The sequence below is a fragment of the Imperialibacter roseus genome (assembly GCF_032999765.1).
Taxonomy (GTDB): Bacteria; Bacteroidota; Bacteroidia; order Cytophagales; family Cyclobacteriaceae; genus Imperialibacter; species Imperialibacter roseus.
Genome location: NZ_CP136051.1, coordinates 3,012,573 through 3,035,587, shown reverse-complemented (window position 1 = coordinate 3,035,587; position 23,015 = coordinate 3,012,573). Strand labels below are relative to the sequence as shown.

The 23,015-nt window shown below is 48.5% G+C and carries 17 protein-coding genes; 11 read left to right on the top strand and 6 right to left on the bottom strand.

Annotation, left to right across the window (positions count from 1 at the left end; genetic code table 11):
• Positions 1-81: 81 nt before the first annotated feature.
• Positions 82-1,098 (top strand): aldo/keto reductase, encoded by a 1,017-nt coding sequence (locus RT717_RS12565; protein WP_317492091.1) that lies wholly within the window; start codon positions 82-84, stop codon positions 1,096-1,098.
• A gap of 68 nt (positions 1,099-1,166) precedes the next feature.
• Here the strand turns inward: RT717_RS12565 and RT717_RS12560 are convergent, their stop codons facing one another.
• Positions 1,167-2,141, bottom strand: a complete 975-nt coding sequence (locus RT717_RS12560) for a sugar phosphate isomerase/epimerase family protein (RefSeq protein ID WP_317492090.1) — start codon at positions 2,139-2,141, stop codon at positions 1,167-1,169.
• Between the two features lie 246 nt (positions 2,142-2,387).
• Positions 2,388-2,963 (bottom strand): RNA polymerase sigma factor SigZ, encoded by a 576-nt coding sequence (sigZ, locus tag RT717_RS12555; protein WP_317492089.1) that lies wholly within the window; start codon positions 2,961-2,963, stop codon positions 2,388-2,390.
• Positions 2,964-3,248: 285 nt separating this feature from the next.
• Here sigZ and RT717_RS12550 point away from each other — a divergent pair, with 285 nt between their 5' ends.
• Both RT717_RS12550 and RT717_RS12545 read left to right on the top strand, forming a co-directional pair.
• On the top strand, positions 3,249-3,773 hold the full coding sequence (locus tag RT717_RS12550; protein ID WP_317492088.1) for a DinB family protein: 525 nt from the start codon (positions 3,249-3,251) through the stop codon (positions 3,771-3,773).
• 100 nt (positions 3,774-3,873) lie between these two features.
• On the top strand, positions 3,874-4,308 hold the full coding sequence (locus RT717_RS12545) for a YybH family protein (RefSeq protein WP_317492087.1): 435 nt from the start codon (positions 3,874-3,876) through the stop codon (positions 4,306-4,308).
• A 38-nt stretch (positions 4,309-4,346) separates the two neighbouring features.
• Here RT717_RS12545 and RT717_RS12540 read toward each other — a convergent pair whose 3' ends face one another.
• The 4 genes from RT717_RS12540 to RT717_RS12525 form a co-directional block, all read right to left on the bottom strand.
• On the bottom strand, positions 4,347-5,480 hold the full coding sequence (locus tag RT717_RS12540; RefSeq protein WP_317492086.1) for a hypothetical protein: 1,134 nt from the start codon (positions 5,478-5,480) through the stop codon (positions 4,347-4,349).
• A 173-nt stretch (positions 5,481-5,653) separates the two neighbouring features.
• Complete coding sequence (locus RT717_RS12535; RefSeq protein WP_317492085.1) at positions 5,654-6,541, bottom strand: dienelactone hydrolase family protein; 888 nt, start codon at positions 6,539-6,541, stop codon at positions 5,654-5,656.
• Positions 6,542-6,813: 272 nt separating this feature from the next.
• Positions 6,814-9,246, bottom strand: a complete 2,433-nt coding sequence (locus tag RT717_RS12530; protein WP_317492084.1) for a TonB dependent receptor — start codon at positions 9,244-9,246, stop codon at positions 6,814-6,816.
• 111 nt (positions 9,247-9,357) lie between these two features.
• Positions 9,358-10,227 carry a dienelactone hydrolase family protein gene (locus RT717_RS12525; protein ID WP_317492083.1) on the bottom strand — a complete coding sequence of 290 codons (870 nt, stop codon included), beginning with the start codon at positions 10,225-10,227 and terminating at the stop codon, positions 9,358-9,360.
• Between the two features lie 396 nt (positions 10,228-10,623).
• Between RT717_RS12525 and RT717_RS12520 the strand changes: the two genes are divergently transcribed.
• The 8 genes from RT717_RS12520 to RT717_RS12485 all read left to right on the top strand — a co-directional run bounded on the left by RT717_RS12520 (position 10,624) and on the right by RT717_RS12485 (position 22,977).
• A complete protein-coding gene (locus RT717_RS12520; RefSeq protein ID WP_317492082.1) occupies positions 10,624-13,461 on the top strand; it encodes a PQQ-dependent sugar dehydrogenase in 2,838 nt (945 codons plus the stop codon).
• Between the two features lie 136 nt (positions 13,462-13,597).
• Positions 13,598-14,464, top strand: a complete 867-nt coding sequence (locus RT717_RS12515) for an alpha/beta hydrolase (RefSeq protein ID WP_317492081.1) — start codon at positions 13,598-13,600, stop codon at positions 14,462-14,464.
• Between the two features lie 5 nt (positions 14,465-14,469).
• The gene (locus tag RT717_RS12510; protein ID WP_317492080.1) at positions 14,470-16,005 is read left to right on the top strand and encodes a carboxylesterase/lipase family protein; all 1,536 of its coding nucleotides are present in this window, start codon (positions 14,470-14,472) and stop codon (positions 16,003-16,005) included.
• Positions 16,006-16,059: 54 nt separating this feature from the next.
• Positions 16,060-17,298, top strand: coding sequence for a CitMHS family transporter (locus tag RT717_RS12505; RefSeq protein ID WP_394854131.1), 1,239 nt, complete (start codon positions 16,060-16,062; stop codon positions 17,296-17,298).
• A 3-nt stretch (positions 17,299-17,301) separates the two neighbouring features.
• On the top strand, positions 17,302-18,624 hold the full coding sequence (locus RT717_RS12500) for an acyclic terpene utilization AtuA family protein (protein WP_317492078.1): 1,323 nt from the start codon (positions 17,302-17,304) through the stop codon (positions 18,622-18,624).
• Complete coding sequence (locus tag RT717_RS12495) at positions 18,621-18,920, top strand: AtuA-related protein (protein WP_317492077.1); 300 nt, start codon at positions 18,621-18,623, stop codon at positions 18,918-18,920. The genes RT717_RS12500 and RT717_RS12495 overlap by 4 nt, the downstream gene beginning before the upstream one ends.
• Positions 18,921-19,011: 91 nt before the next feature.
• Positions 19,012-21,186, top strand: a complete 2,175-nt coding sequence (locus RT717_RS12490) for a hypothetical protein (protein WP_317492076.1) — start codon at positions 19,012-19,014, stop codon at positions 21,184-21,186.
• 114 nt (positions 21,187-21,300) lie between these two features.
• A complete protein-coding gene (locus RT717_RS12485) occupies positions 21,301-22,977 on the top strand; it encodes a carboxylesterase/lipase family protein (protein WP_317492075.1) in 1,677 nt (558 codons plus the stop codon).
• Positions 22,978-23,015: the final 38 nt, after the last annotated feature.

Below are 23,015 nucleotides of genomic sequence, written 5' to 3'. Positions count from 1 at the left end.
TTACCTTTAGCCGACAGTTTTAAATAGAGAGAAGGGTTAGGGCCTTGGGCCATATTGAAAATATAAACACACTAGAAGCTTATGGAAATACATGACAAATCAGGATTAACCACTTACTTACCCAGCGATGCCCGATACAAGAGCATGAAGTATCGCCGCTCGGGCAAAAGTGGTATTCTTCTTCCTGAAATTTCGTTGGGCCTATGGCACAATTTCGGTCACAAAGACAATCTGCTCAACGCTCAACTTTTGCTTCGCAAGGCGTTCGATATGGGAATCATCCATTTTGACCTTGCTAATAACTACGGCCCCCCGTTCGGTTCAGCTGAGACCAACTTCGGCCGTATGTATAACGACGACTTCAGGCCCTACCGCCACGAGCTTTTCATTTCCAGCAAAGCTGGCTACGACATGTGGCCTGGCCCTTACGGTAACTTTGGCTCACGTAAATACCTGGTCAACAGCCTTGACCAGAGCCTTAAGCGGATGAACCTTGACTATGTTGATCTGTTCTATCACCACAGGCCTGATCCACATACGCCACTGGAAGAGACCATGGGCGCTCTTGACTTTATCGTCCGATCTGGAAGAGCCTTGTATGTCGGCATTTCCAACTACCCTGCGGCGGAGGCCAAAAAAGCCATTGCTATTCTAAAAGACCTGGGTACCCCATGTTTGATCCACCAGGCTCGCTACTCCATGCTTGACCGTTGGGTGGAAGATGGGTTGCTGGACGTGCTGACCGAAGGTGGCGTTGGTTGTATTGCCTTTAGCCCACTGGAGCAGGGCATGCTGAGCAATAAGTACCTCAACGGCATTCCCGCCGATAGCAGGGCAGGGCAGGGCATGACCTACCTGGAAAAGGAAACAGTGGAGAAAAACCTGCCGAAGATCAAGGAACTGAACAAGATAGCTATTGAAAGAGGGCAATCACTGTCGCAAATGGCGATTGCCTGGTTGTTGCATAACAAAGCAGTGACATCGGTACTTGTTGGCGTTAGCAAAATTGAACAGCTGGTAGACAATGCAAAGACTTTGGAGAACACTTCGTTTTCTGATGAAGAAGTAAGGAAGGTTAAAGCAATTTTGACGGCTTAAAACCTAGGAAGCCACCTCCTGGCAAGTCCTGGGAAGTGGCTTCTACTTTTTTGACTACTGACGCCGGATCAAAGTCCCTGAGTGATCGCCTTTACTTTGGCCAGTCCGGTTTTACACACTTCCAGTGCATCCTGCGCCCAATATTCTTTGTTGAAGACTTCTAACGACAGAATCAACGGCCTTTTCGGGGATTGAAATGCCTGGAGTATCTTCTTGGTGGGTGCCAACCCTTCGCCGGGGTAAATCCTGTCACCGTCTTTAATCACGTCCCTTGGAATGTCGGTATAGTCGTTCACATGCAATACCTGCACGTCTAGGGGATTGGCCATCTTGAGCGTATCGTAGCTCGATCCACCTTTGTAGAGGTGGAAGATGTCAAGATTGATACAGGCTGAGGAATGCCCTGATTCGGTGGCTACAAACAGCGCCTGGCTGAGCTTGTGAAGGTTTTTGGAATGCCCCCATATCTCCAGCTGCGGCACAACACCCGACTGATCGCCCATTTCCAGAATCGTACGATACCGTTCTGCTGCTTTATAAAGATCAAGCCCGGCTTCAGCTGTGGCACCCGATGGTGGGGCTGCAATGCGCTTGCACCCTAGCTGCGCCAGCATATCCATTTCTTTTTTCAGCTGTTCCAGTCCTTTGTTTCGGGTAGCTTCGTCATCAACTATCCATTGAGCAAAGCCAATGGTGTTTTCAACACTGATCCCAAGGTCTTTGATGATTTTGGCAGCCTCTTTGATCGTTCCACCGCCATCGAGGTACTTTTGCAGGGTAGGAATCCATATTTCTACGGCCCGGAAGCCCCCTTTGGACGCTGTTTCGAGTTCCTTGACAAAACCAAGATTATGTCCCATGATCGTGGCCATGTTGAGGCACGGAATGAAGTCGCCTGCGGCACTCTTCAGCATGCCGGTGGCGCTGTCTTCAACGAGGGATGTAGTGGGGCTGCTAAATCCAAAGGATGGCAATGCCATGAGGCCGGCGGTGCCACCAAGGTATTTAAGTGCACTGCGGCGGGAGTAAGTAGGTGTTTTCATAAAGCTAATTTAAAAGAATTGACGAGATCAGGGTAAGCCGCTTATCTAATTATTCGGGATTTGGCCAAGCGCACTGAACATTGACTGAAACCTGATATACTTTAACTCCAAACAAAAAAGGAGACCTCCCGGCCTCCTTTATTTTCGAAATGCTGTCTTTTCAGATTAGCAGCATCCTGTAGAGCTACCGCCTCCGCAGCAACCTCCACCACAACAATCGTCTCCCATAATAATACATGTTTTGGTTTACATAGAAGAGACGAGGGCATGGGGAGAAGGACGCTCCTGGCAGCGACAATTTTTTTGAGGGATCATATCCAGGATATTTCCATACTTGTCGGCTGGAATAGCGCAGCATTCCAAAAACAAGTCTTTCAGGTGAAGCCTGGCTCTCTGCACCCTCGATTTGGCGGCTGTGTAACTAATGCCTTCCTGCTCAGCAAACTGTTTTTGCGGCATTCCCTCAATGTCAATCTTCTTTATGGCTTCTTTGTGCAGAGGAGAAAGGTTGTGGATAAAAGGTGACATGCATTGGGCAAACGTGGCATTGAATGGATTCTCCTCATGCTGCAATACGAGGTCATCAGGCAGCTCGGTGAATTGCCTTTTTGTTCTGAAATGATCCAGCACCGTGTTTCGTGTGATTTGCCACACCCAGCTCACCAGTTTCCCCTCATCTTTTAATGTATGCCGCCTGGTGTGGATTTTTACAAAGACATCCTGCAGCACATCGTCACTTGCCATTTCGTCTTTCAGCGAGTGCCGGATGAACGCATGTAGCTCTTTGTGAAAGGATGTCCAGATGAATTCGGTTGTGTGCATGTCGGTTGTATTCATTTAATATAGACGATGCAGCAGAAAAAAAGACGCCGTTGCCCGTTGGATTTTTTTAAAATACGACGATTTTCTTCGGATTCGAACTCAAATGGCGTGTCTTTTCAAAAAGGCTCTTGACACAAAGCTCAGCAGCCGTTGGAAATAAATGGCCTCTACAGCGATATTGCTCTCATGATAAGCAAAAATTCCTGAAATTTGAGACAAATGATAGCGACGTATTGATTGATAGGAAACCCGCAGACTCATTTGGCAAAAAAACACATTCAGAACATGAAATTTGATCTCAAAAAAGCGATTGAAGTGCTGGAACGGACACCAGGGGTGCTCAATACCTTGCTGGACGGCCTCTCTGCCGACTGGACTTCCAGCAATGAAGGAGGGGAGAGTTGGAGTGCTTACGATGTAGTCGGACACCTGATTCATGGGGAGAAAACTGACTGGATTCCCAGGGCTGACATTATTCTCTCGCCTGAGGCAGATAAGCATTTCCGACCATTTGACCGTTTCTCCCAAATGGGAGAAAGCGGGAAGAAGACGCTGCAGCAGCTTTTGCAGGAGTTTAGCACGCTACGCAAGAGCAATATGGAGCGGCTTCGTGCGATGGGTATCAGCGACGAAGACCTGGCGAAAACAGGCATTCATCCGGCTTTTGGGGAAGTGACACTGGCGCAGCTTCTGGCCACCTGGGTCGCTCACGATTTGAACCATATTGGCCAGATATCCCGAGTGATGGCCAAACAATATAAAGCCGAAGTGGGGCCGTGGGTGGAATACCTGAGAGTCATGCAATCGTAGTGTCCGACTGCGCTGCAAGACATTGTGTCCGCAGCTTTGCAAGGGGGAAGGGTTTTACCGTTAAATGCTTAAATTGACTTTATTCACTAAATCGAAGACAATGAAAGCTCCTTTATTAGCCATTCTATGCGTGTTTCTGTTTCAACTTGCCTTTGGGCAGGCACCTGAAAATGACAAGGCAATCACCAAGCTCATCAATCAATACTCTGAGGCCAGGGAAACCAAAGACACTGTGCTGCTGAATAACATCCTTACCGAGGACATCGACCAGCTGGTGTCTAACGGAGAGTGGCGGGTTGGTATCAGGGTGGCCATTGATGGCATGATGCGGAGCTCGACCAGCAATCCTGGTTCCCGTACGCTTACCATTGACAAAATCCGCTACCTGGGCTCAGCAAGTGCCATTGCCGACTGTCGCTATGAAATAAAGAATCCCGAGGGTTCAGAGCGGAAGATGTGGAGCACTTTTGTGGTAGTGAAGCAAAAAGGCAAATGGCGGATTTCAGCGATTAGAAATATGCTGCCAGCTGGGTAGTTGAAAGCAAGCGATATAAAATGCCAAGCACAATTTTGTTAAAAACTGCTAACTGTCAGACCCGGATTGACTTCCGGGAAATCGTATTCGAATGGAATATAGAATTCGTCGACAGTCTTAATCGGTTCCACCTCCACCTTGGAAAAGGCCCTAAATCTGGAGACAACTCCATCAATATAGTCACGGTGATTCTGGATGAATACTTTCGTAGGCCTCATTGAATCAATTATTTCCTTATCAATTCTTCTATTATAAACAGGAAACGAGTAGCCAATAACCACTAAGTATTCTGTATCCGAGACAGCCTTTTTTGCAGCAGTTCTTATGTTTTGATTTAGCTTAGTATTCTCCCAAGAATAAGAAATGAAGGGCTCATCGTATAACGGAGTATCTTTTGACCCAATCGAATATGCCCTACTTTTTGTCTTTTCAAAGTTTACAACTCCCGTTTGGGCAATGTAGTGAAGGTTATTTTGGTCACTGTAGTATTCCTTTGTTAAGTTCACATTAAACCGCTCTGTTCTCATATTTTCGTCAGAGGTTCCGTCGAAATAGTGCCCGACCGAACCATTTAGCTTTATCAGCGAGAACTTATCGGGGTTGAACTCAAAATTGTTTAAAGCATTTGGAATGACTTGCGCAATTTTGCTGATTTTCTCAATGTGATTGAGATCCGTCGTTTCCCTAGTTTGCTCATGGAACTGCCCAAGCGAAAATTCAACTTGTCTATCGTAATTCCAACTTATGATATTGATGTTGTCAGGCAACTCGATGCCACCCTTTTGGTTATTCGAAATTATTGCTGAAAAAAATGCATCATATCTTTTATCGAGCCCAAACCTCAATTGTCGATAAATTAAAAACTCATTGATAATTGTCTTTAATTCCAAGAGATTTGGAATATCTCCTCGCAAATAGTATTTCTTCGCCAGAGTATCAATTGACGCATGGTCGTTGACTCTGCTGCATAAATCAAGTATTTTAGATACAAATTCTTTTTGAGATTGTGCTAAGTCATTTACGATAAGCGATTTTGATTCGTAAAGCTCACTTTCAAGGCTAAATTCTTTATGAAATTTGGCAAAATCCTGAAGGTCATCAATAAAGCCAGAGATGATTGGAATTGATCCAATGCTAGCACCTGCCCCCAATAGGTATGTAAATTTTGACATATTTTAGTGTAAGAATTTTAAGTAAAGAGCCTCAATTTGATCCATTTAATAGATAAACAGTTTATTTTTTTAACTGCAATCAGTAACTTAGGGCGGTTACTTTCCAAATAGAGGTTACGAAACATCGAAATTGATAAAGTATCTTGATTTTCTTTGTTGACCTCTCTGGTCTCTCACCCCAACTTCTTCTTAAAAAACTCCACCGTCCTTCCCCAGGCTAGCACTGCTGCTTCCTTATCATACCTCGGTGTTGAGTCGTTATGGAAGCCATGGTTTACGTCGGGATAGATATAGGCTTTGTATTCCTTCTTATTGGCTATCAAAGCCTCTTCGTAGGCTGGCCAGCCTTCATTCACCCTTGTATCCAAACCTGCATACTGAATCAGTAAGGACGCTTTGATTTGCGCAGTTTCCTCCGCTGTTGGTTGTCCACCATAGAAGGGAACAGAAGCTTTCAGTCCTGGGATTTTCACCGCCATCATGTTGGATATCCAGCCACCGAAGCAGAACCCAACCACGCCAATTTTCCCATTGCACTCTGCGTGACCTTTCAGGTAATCATAGGCGGCGATAAAGTCTTCCAGCATTTCATCACGGTCTCTTTTGCGTTGTAGTTCCCGGCCGTCATCATCATTGCCAGGATAGCCACCGAGTGGGAACAAGGCATCAGGAGACATAGAAATAAAGCCCTCCAGTGCAGCTCTGCGCCCCACGTCGGCAATGTGAGGATTGAGGCCCCTGTTTTCATGCACTACCACAATGCCAGGCAGCTTGCCTTTTGCCTTTACTGGACTGGAAAGCTGTCCGCTCATTTTGCCGGCGCCTTTGGGAGAGTCATAACCTACGGTTTCAGTCTTCAGCCTTGGGTCATCGACAGGCACCTGCAGGGTTTGCTGGTACTTGGGCATCAAAAAGTTGAGCATGGCAGGCACGGTAAGGCCGCCTACAGCATAGAAGGATATTTTCTCCACAAACTCCCTGCGGTCGATCTTGTTGTGTACATAGTAGTCGTACAAGTCAAATACTTCCTGTTTGATGTCTTCTTTTTTGATTTCCTCCATGACTGTAGTTGTAGGTGAATGATAGACAATATAAGGTTTATTGGGTTTTGATCATAGAGGGTTTTGATGACGGATTGCTGGCGAGTGAAGACACTCTCTAGAACTTCTACAATATGCGGCTACAGAAGTTGCGAAGACTACAAAAGTTTGCTGCCCTTGGGGTGCTATGAAGCGATCCTGCCGCTGTACTAACAGCGGACGGCTGATGGGAATCGAAACTTTTGCAGTCTCTGGCGCAAGTCAACTATAGCGACTCGAAGCTTTTTTAGGTATTACCCCTCATCAATAATATACTTTCTTCTGGCCGACTTCGACTGCCTGATGCGGTAGTTCAGTGTGAGGTTCACCTGCCTTCTGCGGAACTGGCTACGGCCATCGGTGAAGAAGTTAGGCCCCTCGGTGGTGTAGCGGCTCACTCTGCTGTTAAATAGGTCCAGGATATTCAGGTTGAGTGTGCCGTTGCCTTTCAGCACTTCCTTGGCAAACGACAGGTCGATGTAGGCAAGTGCCTTCCGTGTGCCCTGTGTGGTTTTCTGTGGTGCTTCAAAGTTGCCCCTTAGCTGAATATCGAGGTTGTCTGGCAGGCTAAAGCGGGAGGTTTGGCGGGCAAACCAGCTATAGGTAGTGGGCTTGTAGGTATCGATGATGTTGGTGCCGTCAATTTCAGCATGGAAGAAGTTGAAGTTGAAGTCCAGCTTCCACCACTCGTACGGGTTATAGTCGCTCGTAAACTCAAGGCCGAACGACTTTTGACCGATGAGGTTTTGTGGCAGCGTGCGGGCATTACCCTCGTCGTCAACCACCCTGATGCGATCGATGGTTTCCTTCGACTCCCGGTAGTAAAACGAAGAAGTGAGGGAGCCTTTTTCAAAGTATTTCAGGTGTCCAATTTCATAAGCGTCAGTGTATTCAGGATCCAGATCGGGGTTGCCGCTAAAGAAGTTTCTACCATCAGCCAGGGTTACAAAAGGGCTCAGGTCATTGTAGAACGGCCGCCTGATCCTCCGGCTGTAGCTCAGCTGAAACGAGTTTTGATTGGCAACGGCATAAGTAAGGTGAGCGCTCGGGAAGAAGTTGAGGTAGTCTCTTGGGTTTTGTTCGTTAGTTTCCACCAGCCTCGTTTTTACATCGGTGTATTCTGCTCTTATCCCAGCCTGGTAAGTGAACTTGTTGCTTTTGTTGCCCAAAATGGCATAAGCCGCCTGTATGTTCTCATCGTACAGAAAGATGTTCTTCAAATCAGGATCCACGGTTTCAACACCTGCCTCGTCCACGTTGGTCACCACATAGTTGTTTTCCATGTTCCGGAGGCTGCTCCTGAGTCCCGTTTCAAACTTACCTTCCTTGCCAATAGGCTTGGTGTAGTCTAGCTGGAGCAGGTATTGCTTTTCAAACTCGTCATTCAGCGCATGCTGCTTCTGGGCTGAACCATCTATGGAAACATCATTCTCATCAAATGAGCGTTGGGTGAAAATCTGATCCGACCGCTCCCAGTAGTCGATATACTTCAACGTGGTGAGCAATTTGTGGCCTTTTTCTTCAAATGATTTTTCCCAGGTCAGGGTAGTTTCTGAATTGGGTTCGGCTTCGTTCTCATTTTGCCTGCGAGCCGTGTAGCCCAGGTAATTGTTCTCATCAAAGAGATAGTCCTTGTAAGTCAGGTCGGTAATGCGGTTGCCATCGCTTCGCTTGAACAAATAGGAGAGGGTGAGGATGCTCTTTTCGCTGAAAAAGTAGTCAACACCACCTTGAATATTGTTGTTGAGGCCCTTGAGATAGCCGTCTCTGTCTTGTCTGGAAATGTAGGTAGTATCGCCAGAATAGACTTCCTGATAAAGAGAGGCCACATTGGGCTGCTTGCGCCAGGCTATGCCATAGTTGACAAACCAGTTGATTTTTTTGTGGCGATAGTTAAGGTTGGCAGCGCCGCCAAAGTTGTAAGGATAGCCCGTGATGCCCTGAAAGGAGCCGTTGAAGCCCTGGTTGCGGTCTTTCTTGAGCACGATGTTGATAATGCCTGCCATGCCTTCTGCCTGGTACCTGGCCGAGGGGTTGGTAATGATTTCCACTTTGTCAACCATGCTGGCCTGCATCTGCTGCAATCCGCTGGCACCTTTGAGGCTCACAAGTCCTGACGGCTTGCCATCAATCAATATCATTACATTGTCGCTGCCACGCAGCTTTACATTTCCCTCCGGATCCACGGCAATAGAGGGGATGTTGGTTAGCAGGTCGGAAGCTGTGCCACCGGCATTTGCCAGGTCTTGCCCCACGTTGAAGATCTTCTTGTCGAGAGAAAGCTCCATGGTACTTTTCTCGGCCCGCACTTCCACTTCTTCGAGCGTGCTGGACGAAGCGTCAAGCTGTACAGTGCCAAGGTCGGTATTTGAAGAAGCCTGAAAGCTCTCGGTACGGTGCGCTTCGTAGCCCATGAACTCCACCAAAGCATAGTAGTTGCCTGCGGGCACCTCTACAGTAAAATTTCCTTTATCGTCAGTAACATTTCCTCCTATGAACTGATCGTCCTGAGCAAAAATCCGGATAGACGCAAAACTCATGGCCTCGCCCGACTGGCTGTCGACCACCTTTCCTTTCACATTTACCTTTTTACCTCCCTGGGCAAAGAGCCCGTGCGTGGTTGCAATAAAAAAAAGAACAAGGGTGAAGAGTGAACGAATATGCAATAGCGAAAAATTGTAATTCATGAGTTGAAAATAGTAGTCGGGGTTGTGTAGTAATGATTAATAAATGGAGGTATTCTACCAGGAAACGAGTAAAGGCCAGGCCTGAGACCGAAGTTCGGGCCTGGTCTTGATCTATATTTTGAATCTTTCTTTGAGGTAACTAATGGCTTTTGCGTAGGCCTGTTTCGACGATTCTTCGTCGTACTTCGGATTGCTCGGGTTGGCAAAACCATGAACGCCGGGGTATATTTTATACATCAGGGTTTTGTTGGCAGCCTTCATATTGGCAGCAAACTCCTCAACCACTTCTTTAGAAATTCTTTCTTCCGTGGCAAAAACACCCAGCACGTCTCCGCTGAGCTGCTTCAGCTTTTCCACATCTCTCACCGGCATGCCATAGTACATAACGGTGCCAATGGTTTGCTTGCCTCCCAGCAGTCCTGACCGGAGCGACCAGCCGCCACCAAAGCACCAGCCGACATTGGCAATTTTAGCTTTGGGCCCTGCATAGGCCAGGCCACCTTTGATGATGGACTCCAAACGAGCCTCCTGGGCACCCTGCACCAATTTACCGGCCTCTGCAGGAACGTTGGTTACCTTGCCATCATAAAGATCAAGGGCAAGCACATTTACCTCTCCGTTCAGGTCGTTGTAAAACGTATCCGACTGTCTGCGGATATAGTCGTTCAAGCCCCACCATTCCTGATAAACGAACAGCCATTTGTCTGATTTCTTTTTGGCTTTCACCATGTACCCGGTTGCATCGGTACCATCGGCTGCTTTGAAAGTCACTTTCTCTCCTATGGCGTCGTACTGAAGGGGGAGCGGAGCAGGATGGAGAGCAATAAAAGCCGGATCGGTAGCGAAGGAGGCCATGCTATCGTCCGATGAAGCAACGTAGCACAATGTGATTTGTGTTTCTTTCTTTGTTTCAACTGGTGCAAACAGGTAGCTGATAAAGCTAACTATTGCGATGCTGGTACCAAGTAAAAGCTTTACCATGAGGTAACTGTTTAAGTAGATTGGAATTTTGCCGTCGTCAAACCACCTAAAGTGGATGCCGGACACAAGGCAATTAACATAAAGATGGGATTTGAAATGGTTGTTTGAGCCAAGTTTTACACGAACTGTTGTAAAAAGTTGTCACCACTCAGACGGTCGTAAAAAGTTATTGTGATGTTTTGACACAAAGAATTACTTTCGCCGATACTAAGTCGACGTTAAAATCCGATAGTTTATCCTGATATTCTACCGGATTTTCTATTCTTCTTAGAATTTCATTTCCCTTTTAATGACCTTACTGTCGCAATGTTCTGTCGGCTGCTGTCAAATGCATAGGAAAGCAAGCGTTTATACAGCCGGTAGCACAGCTTTTGAACAAAAATTATACTCGTTTACATGGTACTTACTTTAAAAACTACCGGCAGGTCAGTATTGACCTATGCCGCATCGATTTGCCTGCTTGTGCAATCTTGCAAGCAACCTGAAACGCAAACTTCCAACGAACCACCAGAAGACAATCGCTTTACCAAAGTGGTGCTGACTGAAGGGATGGACGAACCGATGGAGATGACCTTTCTTCCCAATAGCCGTGTGCTGTTTGTGGAGAGAAAAGGAGGAGTAAAAATACTGGATGAAAATACTGGTGAAGTAACTTTGGTGGCTACTATTCCTGTAAATACCAAGTACACCAACAAGGAAGGTAGAGTGAGGGAGGCCGAAGAAGGCTTGATGGGCGTGATAGCTCACCCCAATTACAAAGAAAATTCCTGGGTGTATATGTACTATGCCGACCCGGACACGCCTAAACACGTACTTGCCCGCTGGGAGCTGAGAGGCGATTCACTTTACGAATCAACCAAAAAGGTGGTGCTTGAAGTGCCTACCCAAAGAGAGGAATGCTGCCACACCGGCGGTGGGATGGTTTTCGACAAAGAGGGGAATCTCTTTCTGACCGTTGGAAACAACACGGTGAACCCAAGAACTGGGTCTTCCAATCTTGACGAACGCCCCGGCATGGAAAGCTCAGACGATCAGCGTGCACCGGGAAACACTAACGACCTTAGAGGCAAAATCCTTCGCATCCACCCTGAGGCGGACGGAAGCTATACTATTCCTGAAGGCAACCTTTTTCCCCAAGGCACAGAGAAAACGAGGCCAGAGATTTACACCATGGGCCACAGAAACCCCTGGAGACCAACTTTGGACAGCAAAACGGGCTATCTGTATTGGGGCGAAGTTGGCCCGGATGCATCTGTTGATTCTGTTTGGGGACCAAAAGGCTACGACGAGTTCAACCAGGCCAAAGGCCCGGGCTTTTTTGGCTGGCCATATTTTATTGCTAACAACAGGCCGTATAATCGCCATGATTTGGCTACCGACACTTACGGAGAGCCGTTTGATGTGAACCATCCTGTCAACGAGTCGGTAAACAATACCGGATTGAAAGAATTGCCTACGCCTGTGGTACCAGCCTTTATCTATTACCCTTATGGCCCGTCGGATACTTTCCCTTTGGTGGGAACGGCAGGACGTAGTGCTACCGGAGGCCCCGTTTTCCGCAAAGCGGACTTTGCCGGTGCTCCAAGACCTTTCCCTTCCTATTTCGAAGGCAAGTGGCTGATCGTGGAGTTCATGCGTGGCTGGATAATGTCAGTAACGATGGATGAAAATGGCGACTACCAATCCATGGAACGCTTCCTGCCCAATGAGAGCTTCGTAAGCGCCATAGATATGGACTTCGGCCCGAACGGCGACCTTTATGTACTGGAGTATGGCAGTGCCTGGTTTAGGGGCAATTCTAACTCAAGAATCGTTAAAATCGAATACAATGCAGGCAACAGGAAGCCGATTGTGGCTGCCTCTATTGACAAAACCGCAGGCGCTGTACCTTTTACAGCTCAGCTATCATCGGAAGGCACAAAAGACTACGACGACTACGATCAGGGAAAATTGACTTATGAGTGGAAGGTAATCTCCGACGGAGGCGTTAACAAAACGCTTACTGAAGCCAATCCATCGTTCAATTTTGAGCAGGCTGGTACTTATCAGGTGAGCCTGACAGTAACTGATACCAAAGGGGAGAAGAACAGGGCTTCGATGGAAGTAGTGGCAGGTAATGAGCCGCCGGTGGTGTCTATCGATTTCCAGGTACCCAACCGGAGCTTCTATTTCGGAGAGAAGTCACTTGCTTATTCTGTAAGCGTGAGTGATAAAGAAGATGGAAGCAGCGCTGACGGCACCATCAAGCCCAACGAAGTAGCGGTTACTTTCGACTACGTGCCCTCTGGCTATGACCCAATCGAAATGGCGTCAAAGCAAAGAGGAGCAGAGTCGATGGCTGCTTTGAACATTGGCAAGAACCTGATTGAAACCAGCGATTGTAAGTCGTGCCACCAGTACGAGCAGGCATCGATAGGCCCTGCTTACAACGCAGTAGCAGCTAAGTACCCCAAAACTGACGCCAACATCAGTATGCTGGTAGGAAAGGTGATCAATGGTGGTAGTGGCGTGTGGGGCGAGCATGCCATGAGTGCTCACCCGCAATTGAGCCAGGCTGATGCCAAAAGAATGGTGATGTTTATTTTGAACATGTTAGAAACCAAGCCGACAGTGGAATCGCTTCCGCTAGCAGGTACAGTTATTCCCAAGGTTCCGGAAGGAGAGGACGGACAGGGCGGCTACCTGCTCAGAGCCTCTTATGCTGACAAAGGTGCAGGCACTGTTGGCCCGCTTTCTGGTGACGATTTCGTGGCGCTCAGAAACCCTTCATTGGATCCTCAGTTGGCAGAAATCAGAAAGGGCGTGAATTTACTAACCACTCCAGGCACTACTTTCAACATGGTAGGTAGCGGCTCATACATAGGCTATAAGGCCATCGACCTCACTGGCATCAAGCAAATTGATTTGTTTGTAGTGGCTTCTCCAAGGGTAAGTGCAGCAGGTGGCTATGTCGAAGTACATGTTGATTCACCAACAGGCCCGCTGTTGGGTACTACCAATGCAGTGGGGCAGAAGAATGTAGGCTTTGGCAGACCAGCGCCAGGCGAAGATATCGTTACCTGGAGAAGGAAGAGAAACTCACAGGCTCAGGCCAAAATTCAACCGACTGAAGGAAAACACGATGTGTACTTTGTTTTCAAAAGCGACAAAGCAACGCCCGATCAGGTATTGGTGCAGATTTCAGAAATTGTATTTCTGAATGAAGAAAAAGCACCTTTGGAAGCGGCAATGTAAGGCCTCTTTCAAGCTTATTTATAAAAGCCTCATTCCTCCCGGTTTGAGGCTTTTTAGTTGAAGCATTCATTATGTTTCTTTGACACATTAAAAAATTGAGCTAAGTTTAGTTACTTAACTTTTAGACATTCATCCTATGTTCAGATTTGCTGTTTTAACTTTTTTGCTTAGCCCGGTCCTTACTTTTGCCGCCAAAGTAGACACCCTTGAGATTCCCAGTGCTGTGATGGGCAAGTCATACAAAGCAGTTGTTGCGCTTCCAGCGTCCTACACGCAAAGCAAGGTTGCCTATCCCGTTTTGTATCTTTTGCACGGAGGTTTTGGTCACTTTGATGACTGGATTTTAAAAACTCCTGAGAGGGGGCTGATTCAACAGCTAGCGGATCAGTACAATTTGATCATTGCCATGCCTGAAGGAGAGGCCTTTAGCTACTACCTCGACAGTAAAGTGAAGACGGATAGTCAGTTTGAGACGTATTTGACAAAGGAGGTGATAGAGAAAATAGACAAAACTTACCGAACGATAGCGAAAAAGGAAGGCCGTGTAATCACTGGTTTATCAATGGGAGGCTACGGTGCATTATACCTGTCGTCGAAACACCCCGATTTATATTGTGCTGCCGGGAGTATGAGCGGAGCGTTGAACCCTGACATGGTGAGCTGGAAGCTGCCGCCGGAGCCTACCGAAGGGGTGAAAAAGGCTTTTGCAGAGATATTAGGGCCTTTGGAAGCCAATACCGAGGAATATATCACGGCGTCGGTGCTTAGCTATGCTGACAAAATGAAAACCAATGGAGTGAGCCTGGTTTTCGATTGTGGTGTCGACGACTTTCTTATTGAACCTAACCGGGAACTGCATCGCAGACTTGTTTTCAACCAAACGCCACACGATTACTCAGAAAGGCCAGGAGGACACTCTTGGGAATATTGGCAAAACTCACTTCCCTACCAGGTGCTATTTTTTAGCAAAGTCTTGAAACAAAACGGTTCGTACGTCAAGTAAGTAATATGAAAAAGGTTTTTTATATCCTTTGTTCCCTGCTGTTTGGCTCGTCCATGCTAATAGCAAAACAGGTTGTTCAGATCAAATCAGGAAAAGTAGCTGGCATCGCTACACCCGATGGTCAGGTGGTCAGCTACAAAGGCATCCCTTTTGCTGCGCCGCCGGTCGGTGATTTGCGTTGGAAAGCCCCTCAGCCCGTAAAACCGTGGGAGGGGGTAAAAGAGTGCACAGCATTTGGACCAAGCCCGATGCAGGGCAAACCCGCTCCGTTTAGCATGTGGAGCCAGGAATTTCTAATTCCGGAGGAACCGATCAGTGAAAATTGCCTGTACCTCAACGTCTGGACTGGAGCAAAGTCTCCCAAAGAAAAGCGTTCGGTATTAGTGTGGATCTATGGAGGAGGCTTCCAAAGCGGCGGCAGCGGCGTGCCTATTTATGACGGAGAAGCCATGGCCCGCAAGGGAATTGTGTTTGTAAGCATCAACTATCGGGTGGGGGTGTTTGGCTTTCTGGCCCACCCCGAACTAACGAAAGAGTCACCAAATAGCGCTTCCGGCAACTACGGGTTGATGGATCAGGTGGCAGCTTTGAAGTGGGTAAAAGAGAACATCGCAGCTTTTGGCGGTGATCCTGACAATGTAACCATAGCCGGCCAATCCGCCGGTTCTATGAGTGTCAACTGCATGGTGGCGACTCCTCTGGCAAAGGGGCTGTTCAACAAGGCAATTGCCGAAAGTGGAGCCAGTTTTGGAAGAAATCAGCAGGCCCTCGCACCAGCGGAAGAGGCTGGCGTTGCTTTTGCGAAATCTTTGGGTGCTACTGGCTTGGCAGACCTAAGAAAACTGTCTCCACAAGAGCTCATGAAGGGTCAGCTGGGGATCAGAGGCCCGATCATAGATGGCTTTGTACTTCCTCAGCACATTGCCGATATTTTCGCCGAGGGCAAAGAAAACCCCGTTGATTTGCTCACCGGCTGGAACCAGGACGAAGGCTTGCTTTTTGGGCCTGTAAAAAATGCCACTGACTTCGAAACGCAGATCAATCAACAGTACGGAAGCAATGCCGGAAAAGTACTGACCTACTACCCGGCATCCGACGACGCTGAGGCCGCTCAATCACAACTTGATCTGTCACGTGACATGATCTTTGGACTCCAAAATTACGCCTGGGCCAATGTGCAGGCAAAACAGGGAAGAACCAGTGTGTATGTGTACCGGTTTACCCGAAAGGTGCCAGGCACAGGTGAGTATGCCAAATATGGCGCATTTCATACCGGAGAGGTTCCCTACGCCTACGACAACCTGGAGTTTGTTGATCGTCCCTGGGAAGCTGTAGACAGGAAACTGGAAGCGACGATGTCTACCTACTGGGCTAATTTCGTCAAAACAGGAAATCCAAACGCTACGGGCTTGCCCGAATGGCCTATTTACAAACCGGACAGCCAGCAAGTGATGCTATTGGGAACTAAAGCTGAAGCAAAGCCGATCGCCGACGGCGAAGCATTGGATACTATGACGGCCATTTTATCTGCGAATAAATAGCTTATGCTGGCGTTCCTCGGACTTTTGACCATAGTGCTTTTGCTTGTTTTGGTAATGAGCAAAAAACTGTCTCCTGTAGTGGCGCTCATCATTGTGCCCATTGCCACTGCGTTAATTGGCGGGTTCACAACGGAGATCGTCACCTATATTACCGACGGAGTGAAAACCATTTCTACCACGGCGGTGATGTTCATCTTTGCTATTTTGTTTTTCGGCATCCTGATGGATGCCGGCACTTTTGAGCCTGTTATCAAGCGCCTATTGAAAGCCGCTGGTAACGACCCGGCACGGATTACTGTCGTTACAGCCATTCTCGCCATGATCGTCCACCTCGATGGCTCCGGTGCGGTCACCTTTCTGGTCACAGTGCCAGCTATGTTGCCACTTTATGATGCCATCGGAATGAAAAGAACTACATTGGCTACAGTGGTTGCCCTGGCAGCTGGTACCATGAATATTTTACCCTGGGGTGGGCCGACCATCAGGGCTGCGTCAGCGCTCGAAGTGCCGGTGACCGAGCTATTCAATCCTATTTTAATCCCTGTGATTTGCGGGTTGCTGGCGGTACTGGGAATTGCCTGGTATCTGGGAAAAAAGGAGAGAAGCTGGGTGAATGAACAAGGGCAGGTCATTGATTCCACTATGGCTATCGAAAAGGATATTAGCCTCCATCGGCCAAAATTAATTTGGCTGAATACGGCGTTGATCGTTATTTCCATTACTGCACTCATTGCTGCCCTCGCACCGCCACACGTCATTTTCATGATCGCCTTTGTCATAGCCATCACGGTGAATTACCCCAACCTTAAGGAGCAAAGAGAGAGGATTGATGCACATGCAAAAGCAGCTTTGCTAATGGCTAGCATTTTGTTTGCTGCCGGATGCTTTACCGGCATTCTGAAAGGCTCGGGCATGATAGAAGCCATGGCGGCTACGGCTGTTAATTATATTCCGTCGGGTATTGGTAATCATCTGGCCTTGATGACGGGAGTGGTGAGCATGCCCGCCAGTTTACTGTTCGATCCGGATTCCTTCTATTTCGGGGTACTACCATTGCTGGGAACAACCGCTGATCACTTCAATGGTGAGGCCATAGAAGTAGCCAGAGCAGCCATTTTAGGTCAGATGACCACCGGCTTTCCTGTAAGCCCGCTAACAGGCGCTACTTTTCTGTTGATTGGTCTCACAGGGGTGGACTTAGGTGATCATCAGCGGAAAACCATTCCGTGGGCTTTTTTAGTCACAATGATTATGCTGACAATGTCGATCCTCATTGGTGCGATAAGTTTCTAAACCATGAAGAAAAAAATAAGAATCGGCGGTGGGGCAGGTTTTTCTGGCGACAGGTTGGAACCGGCAGTTGTGCTTGCCGAAAAAGGCGACCTCGATTACCTTGTATTGGAATGCCTGGCCGAGAGAACAATAGCCCTGGCTCAGAAGCGAAAGCAAGCCGATCCGTCCAAAGGATATGACCCACTACTCGAGCGGAGGATAAGGTCGCTACTGCCACATTTGGTGAAAAACAAAGTAAGGCTGATCACAAATATGGGTGCAGCCAATCCCCTGGCTGCAGTTGACAAAGTGCTGGAAATAGCCAAAGAGCTGCACTTGTCAGTAAAGGTAGCCGCCGTAACTGGCGACGACGTTTTTGGGCAAATAGATCCCGCTCAGCAGGCAATGGAAACGGGGCGCCCACTTAAGGAAGCAGGGCAGCTCCTTTCTGCCAATGCTTACATCGGCATAGACGCCATTCTTCCTGCCTTGGAATCGGGTGCCGATATTATCATTACTGGTAGAGTGGCGGATCCGTCGCTGTTTCTGGCACCTATGGTATATGCATTTGGCTGGGAAACGGACGATTACGACTTTCTGGGAAAAGGCACCGTGATTGGTCACCTGATGGAATGCGCCGGACAAATTACCGGGGGCTATTTTATGGATCCGGGTAAAAAAGATGTACCGAATCCCGCCCAGCTGGGCTTCCCAATCGCAGAGGTGTCGGCCGACGGATCGGCGGTCATCAGTAAAGTGAACGGCACTGGTGGCGTGATCAACCTAATGACAAGTAAAGAGCAGCTACTTTACGAGGTAGTAAATCCTCATGAGTACTACACGCCTGATGTGATTGCAGACTTTACCAGTGTGAGGCTAAAGGAAATTGGCAAGGACATGGTGCATGTTTCTGGTGGCGGTGGCAAGGCGAAACCCGCTACTTTTAAGGTGAGTGTAGGATACCAGGCATTTTGGCTTGGAGAGGGAGAAATTTCGTACGCAGGCACTAATGCGCTTCAAAAGGCTAAGCTGGCAGGACAAATTATCGAAGAGCGGCTGAAAGACAGAATGGATGATTTGAGGGTAGACCTTGTCGGGGTAAATGCTATTTTTAGAGGAGCTTTTGATCAACAAATTGAGCCGGCTGAAGTGAGGTTGAGAGTAGCTGGCAGAGCACAGAAAATGGAAGTGGCTTCGCTGGTGGGTGAGGAGGTTGAAGCCTTGTACACCAATGGCCCGGCAGGGGGTGGGGGTGCCAGAAAATACGTCAATGAGATTGTGGGCATTGTGTCGGTTTTATTGGCCAGAGGCTTGGTTGTTCCACAAGTAACTGTCAAAGATATATGAAATTATACGACATAGCGCACAGCCGGGCAGGCGACAAAGGAAACACTTCCACGCTTTCCCTGATACCCTACGATGAGACGGACTATCCGATGCTTTGCGAGCAAGTGACAGTGGAAGCTGTGAGCAAACACATGAAGGGAATTGTAGCAGGTGAAATCAGACGATACGAAATGCCCAATGTTTATGCGCTATTGTTTGTCTGCGAAAAGGCGTTACTCAGTGGCGTTACCACCTCTCTCGCCCTCGACACGCATGGGAAAAGCTTGAGCAGTGCTTTGCTGGAAATGGAAATATAATTTCAAATTTCCCGTTCTTCACAAATTAAATCAAACACTTTGCCCTTAATAATCAGCTGGTTATCTTTAGTAGGTACCTACCTACTTACCCATGAACCAGCTCAAAACATTGCTTCCCGGCAGGCAGTCCATTTACGGGACAATAGCCGTTCTCATTTTCATTTCCGGAATCTATAGTGCCTGTCAGTCGGGAAAAGAGACTGCACAGGTGGACGCAGACGATATCGGCGGCATTGTTACAGGCCCCGGCGGCCCGGAGGCCGGCGTCTGGGTGATTGCAGAAACTTTTGATCTGCCCACCCGGTTTGCCAAAATTGTCGTCACCGATGACCAGGGACGATATTTGCTGCCCGACCTGCCCGAGGCTACCTATTCCATTTGGGTGAGGGGCTACGGGCTCATCGATTCACCAAAAAAGGAAGCGGAGCCAGGTTCCTCAGTTGATTTAGAGGCGGTGTCAGCGCCTGACGCCAAAGCTGCAGCAGCCTACTATCCTGGTGGCTATTGGTTTTCCCTCCTTCATATACCCAATAAGACCAATTTCCCGGGAACTGGTGCCAAAGGAAACGGTATTTCAGAAAGCATGCTGACACAAGCCCAGTTTCTGTCCCGGATAAAGTCGGGTACTTGTTTGGCGTGTCATCAGCTTGGTAGCAAAGGAACCAGAGAGATTCGTCCAACACTGGGCACTTTTGCCAGTTCAAAACATGCTTGGGAGCGCCGCATCAGGTCGGGGCAGGCGGGGCCGAGCATGGTCTCAGGTATTCACCAAATTGGGGCTGATGGCACATTAAGCATGTTTGCTGACTGGACAGATCGCATTGCGGCTGGAGAGGTGCCTGAAGCACCTACACGTCCGCAGGGTATTGAGAGAAACGTGGTGATTAGCCAATGGGATTGGGCGGATCCGAAAGCCTACATGCATGACCTGGTGTCGACCGATCGTCGTGACCCAACTGTCAACCCCAACGGAAAGCTTTATGGTGCCACGGAGTTGAGTACCGACTATTTGCCTGTGCTCGATCCCATGACCAGCACAACGGGGCAGGTGCCGCTTACGGTAAGAGACCCGGAAACAAAGTCTGTTTCCGGCGAAGTCCTGGAGCCGTCAGTTTACTGGGGTGATGAAGCCATTTGGGACAGCAAAACCAACGTGCACAATCCCATGATGGACGAAATAGGGAAAGTATGGATAACGGCCAACGTCGGCCTGCCGGAGAACCCTGATTTCTGCAAAGCGGGGTCGGATCACCCATCGGCCAGATTATTTCCCGTCGATCGCTCTTATCGTCACCTCGGCCTATATGACCCGGATACCAGAAAATATACGACCATAAGGACTTGCTTCAGCACCCACCATTTGATGTTTGCGGAAGATGCCAACAACACGCTCTGGACCAGTGGAGGCGGGCAGGTGATAGGCTGGCTGAATACAAAGAAATACCGTGAAACCGGAGATGAACAAGCCTCTCAAGGCTGGACTGCTCTGATTCTTGACACCAATGGCAATGGCAAACGTGACGACTATGTGGAACCGGATCAACCAGTTGACCCCAAAAAAGACAAACGTATTACCAAAGGACTTTATGCTGTATCGCCAGCTCCTGACGGGTCAGTATGGGGCTCGTCGCTTGGTTACCCTGGCGGAGTGGTTAGGCTTGATCCTGGTACTAATCCGCCTGAAACAGCGCTGGTGGAGTACTATGAGCTTCCTTTGAAGGAATCGGGCGAACCGATAGAGGGCTTTTCTCCCCGTGGTATGGATGTGGATAGGAACGGCGTGGCCTGGGTAGCTTTGGCAAGTGGTCATATGGCCAGCTTTGATCGTCGCAAATGTAAGGCACCTTTAAACGGACCGGAGGCCACAGGCCAGCATTGCGCCGAGGGTTGGACGTTTTATACCGAACCGCTACCTCAATTCTCAAACATAGATGCATCGGGGAGTGCTGAAGCCAGCTACTATACCTGGGTAGACCAATTCAATACACTTGGGCTGGGAGAAAATGTACCTATCAATACGGGAAATGAGTCAGAGGCCTTGTTAGCACTGAAAGATGGTGAATTTGTGCGTTTGAGGGTTCCATATCCACTGGGCTTTTTTACCAAATGGATGGATGGAAGAATCGACGACCCTGAGGCGGGCTGGAAGGGTAGAGGGCTTTGGGCAACGATTAGCACCCGAACCCCTTTTCACATGGAAGGCGGCAAGGGCACCACCAGCAAGGTGTTCAAGTTTCAAATGAGGCCTGACCCATTAGCAAAGTAATAGTATCAGCAGATACCTCCTTTTCCATTTGTGTAATACGTCAGTTCGACACATTGAACAATCATCCGGATTAGGTAACTTAATGAGCAAAGTAAACGAAAAAACATGCCTACGATGAACACCAAAAGAAGAGACTTTATCCAAAAAATGGGGCTTGGAACGGCTAGCTTAGGCTTAGCTGCGGCTATTCCCCTTACATCCTGTGATGCCAGTGCGAATAAGGCAACGGCGGAGGAGCCAAAAGACGATGAACAATTTTTATTTATCGGCGACGATATTGCCATTGCCAACACAACCTCTGGTAAAGTGAGGGGCTATATACTGAATGGTGTCTATACCTATCTTGGCGTACCCTACGGGGCAGATACATCAGGCAAGAACCGGTTCATGCCGCCTCAGAAGCCTGAGCCGTGGACTGATGTGAAGCCAACCATCTGGTGGGGAAATACTGCTCCCCAGATCATGGACAACCGCTACGCCAATGTGCATTACTCGTTCGCAGATCATTGGAACTACGATGACGTAAGCGAGGATTGTTTGCGCCTCAATGTTTGGACACCGGCCACTGACGGCAAAAAGCGCCCTGTGATGGTGTGGCTGCATGGTGGAGGCTTTACCAACGGTAATGCCATTGAACAGGACGGCTATCACGGCGAAAACTTTAGTAAAAAAGGAGATGCCGTTTTTGTTTCGATCAACCACCGATTGGGGCCAATTGGCTTTACTGACTTTTCAGGAGTAGGAGGAGAGAAATATGCCTCATCCGGCAACGTGGGCATGCTTGACATCATTGCTTCGCTGGAATGGGTGCGTGACAATATTGCTAATTTTGGAGGAGACCCAGGCAATGTCACCATCATGGGACAGTCGGGTGGCGGTGCTAAAGTTACCGGGGTAATGGCCATGCCGGCAGCCCAACAGCTGGTGCACAAAGGTGTTGCACTTAGCGGATCTATGCTCAAAGGCGTCGACCAGAGCTACTCTCAGAAGTTGGGTGAATATGTGATGAAAGAAGCAGGGCTTACACCAGCTACCCTCGATAACATACAGGACATTCCCTGGAGGGAGTACCTCGATATAGCTTACAGAGCCATTGACAAAGCGAGAAAAGACAACTTGAACTCAGGGGGTGGCAGAGGAGGCTTCGGGCCAGTGGCCGATGGCGTTCATTTGCCTGCGGAGGAGTTTTTTAGTGATCCGAACGGTGCGGCTTCCAACATGCCTTTAATGGTGTGTACCACCTTCCATGAATGGTCGGCGACACGTACCAGCCCGGAGCTCGAGGCAATCGACTTTGCCGGTGTCGTTGAAAAGCTAAAGCCACGATTTGGCGACGATGCCGAAAAGGTAGTAAACGCTTACAAAGCGAATTTTCCTGATGCAAAACCTGCCGAAATATGGGCCCTCGCTGCGTCTAACCGTCAGGGTGCCATTAACACCTCTAACGCCAAGTCTGGGCAGAAAGCCCCTGTATATCTTGCCTGGTTTGGTTGGGAGCCGAAAATGTACGATGGCCGCATGAGAGCCTTCCATTGCATCGACATCTGTTTCTGGTATGCCAATACCGACAGGATGTACACGCACACAGGTGGGGGCAGCCGTCCTAGAAAGCTGTCAGAGAAGATGTCGGCGTCGTTGTTGTCGTTTATGCGGACGGGCGATCCTAACGCAGGCACCTTACCTACATGGGCCGCTTATACGAAAGAAAACGGCGAGACCATGGTGCTCAACGACACCTGTGAATTGAAAAATGATCCGGACAGAGCAGCCAGAGAGGCACTGCCTGCCTGAAAAACAGTCGAAATAAAGAGGCCGTTTTGTGCTGCATC

Excerpts from the sequence above, each read along its gene's own strand:
- RT717_RS12565 (WP_317492091.1), top strand. The coding sequence starts at position 82 with ATGGAAATACATGACAAATCAGGATTAACCACTTACTTACCCAGCGAT.
- RT717_RS12560 (WP_317492090.1), bottom strand. The coding sequence starts at position 2,141 with ATGAAAACACCTACTTACTCCCGCCGCAGTGCACTTAAATACCTTGGT.
- sigZ (WP_317492089.1), bottom strand. The coding sequence starts at position 2,963 with ATGCACACAACCGAATTCATCTGGACATCCTTTCACAAAGAGCTACAT.
- RT717_RS12550 (WP_317492088.1), top strand. The coding sequence starts at position 3,249 with ATGAAATTTGATCTCAAAAAAGCGATTGAAGTGCTGGAACGGACACCA.
- RT717_RS12545 (WP_317492087.1), top strand. The coding sequence starts at position 3,874 with ATGAAAGCTCCTTTATTAGCCATTCTATGCGTGTTTCTGTTTCAACTT.
- RT717_RS12540 (WP_317492086.1), bottom strand. The coding sequence starts at position 5,480 with ATGTCAAAATTTACATACCTATTGGGGGCAGGTGCTAGCATTGGATCA.
- RT717_RS12535 (WP_317492085.1), bottom strand. The coding sequence starts at position 6,541 with ATGGAGGAAATCAAAAAAGAAGACATCAAACAGGAAGTATTTGACTTG.
- RT717_RS12530 (WP_317492084.1), bottom strand. The coding sequence starts at position 9,246 with ATGAATTACAATTTTTCGCTATTGCATATTCGTTCACTCTTCACCCTT.
- RT717_RS12525 (WP_317492083.1), bottom strand. The coding sequence starts at position 10,227 with ATGGTAAAGCTTTTACTTGGTACCAGCATCGCAATAGTTAGCTTTATC.
- RT717_RS12520 (WP_317492082.1), top strand. The coding sequence starts at position 10,624 with ATGGTACTTACTTTAAAAACTACCGGCAGGTCAGTATTGACCTATGCC.
- RT717_RS12515 (WP_317492081.1), top strand. The coding sequence starts at position 13,598 with ATGTTCAGATTTGCTGTTTTAACTTTTTTGCTTAGCCCGGTCCTTACT.
- RT717_RS12510 (WP_317492080.1), top strand. The coding sequence starts at position 14,470 with ATGAAAAAGGTTTTTTATATCCTTTGTTCCCTGCTGTTTGGCTCGTCC.
- RT717_RS12505 (WP_394854131.1), top strand. The coding sequence starts at position 16,060 with ATGAGCAAAAAACTGTCTCCTGTAGTGGCGCTCATCATTGTGCCCATT.
- RT717_RS12500 (WP_317492078.1), top strand. The coding sequence starts at position 17,302 with ATGAAGAAAAAAATAAGAATCGGCGGTGGGGCAGGTTTTTCTGGCGAC.
- RT717_RS12495 (WP_317492077.1), top strand. The coding sequence starts at position 18,621 with ATGAAATTATACGACATAGCGCACAGCCGGGCAGGCGACAAAGGAAAC.
- RT717_RS12490 (WP_317492076.1), top strand. The coding sequence starts at position 19,012 with ATGAACCAGCTCAAAACATTGCTTCCCGGCAGGCAGTCCATTTACGGG.
- RT717_RS12485 (WP_317492075.1), top strand. The coding sequence starts at position 21,301 with ATGAACACCAAAAGAAGAGACTTTATCCAAAAAATGGGGCTTGGAACG.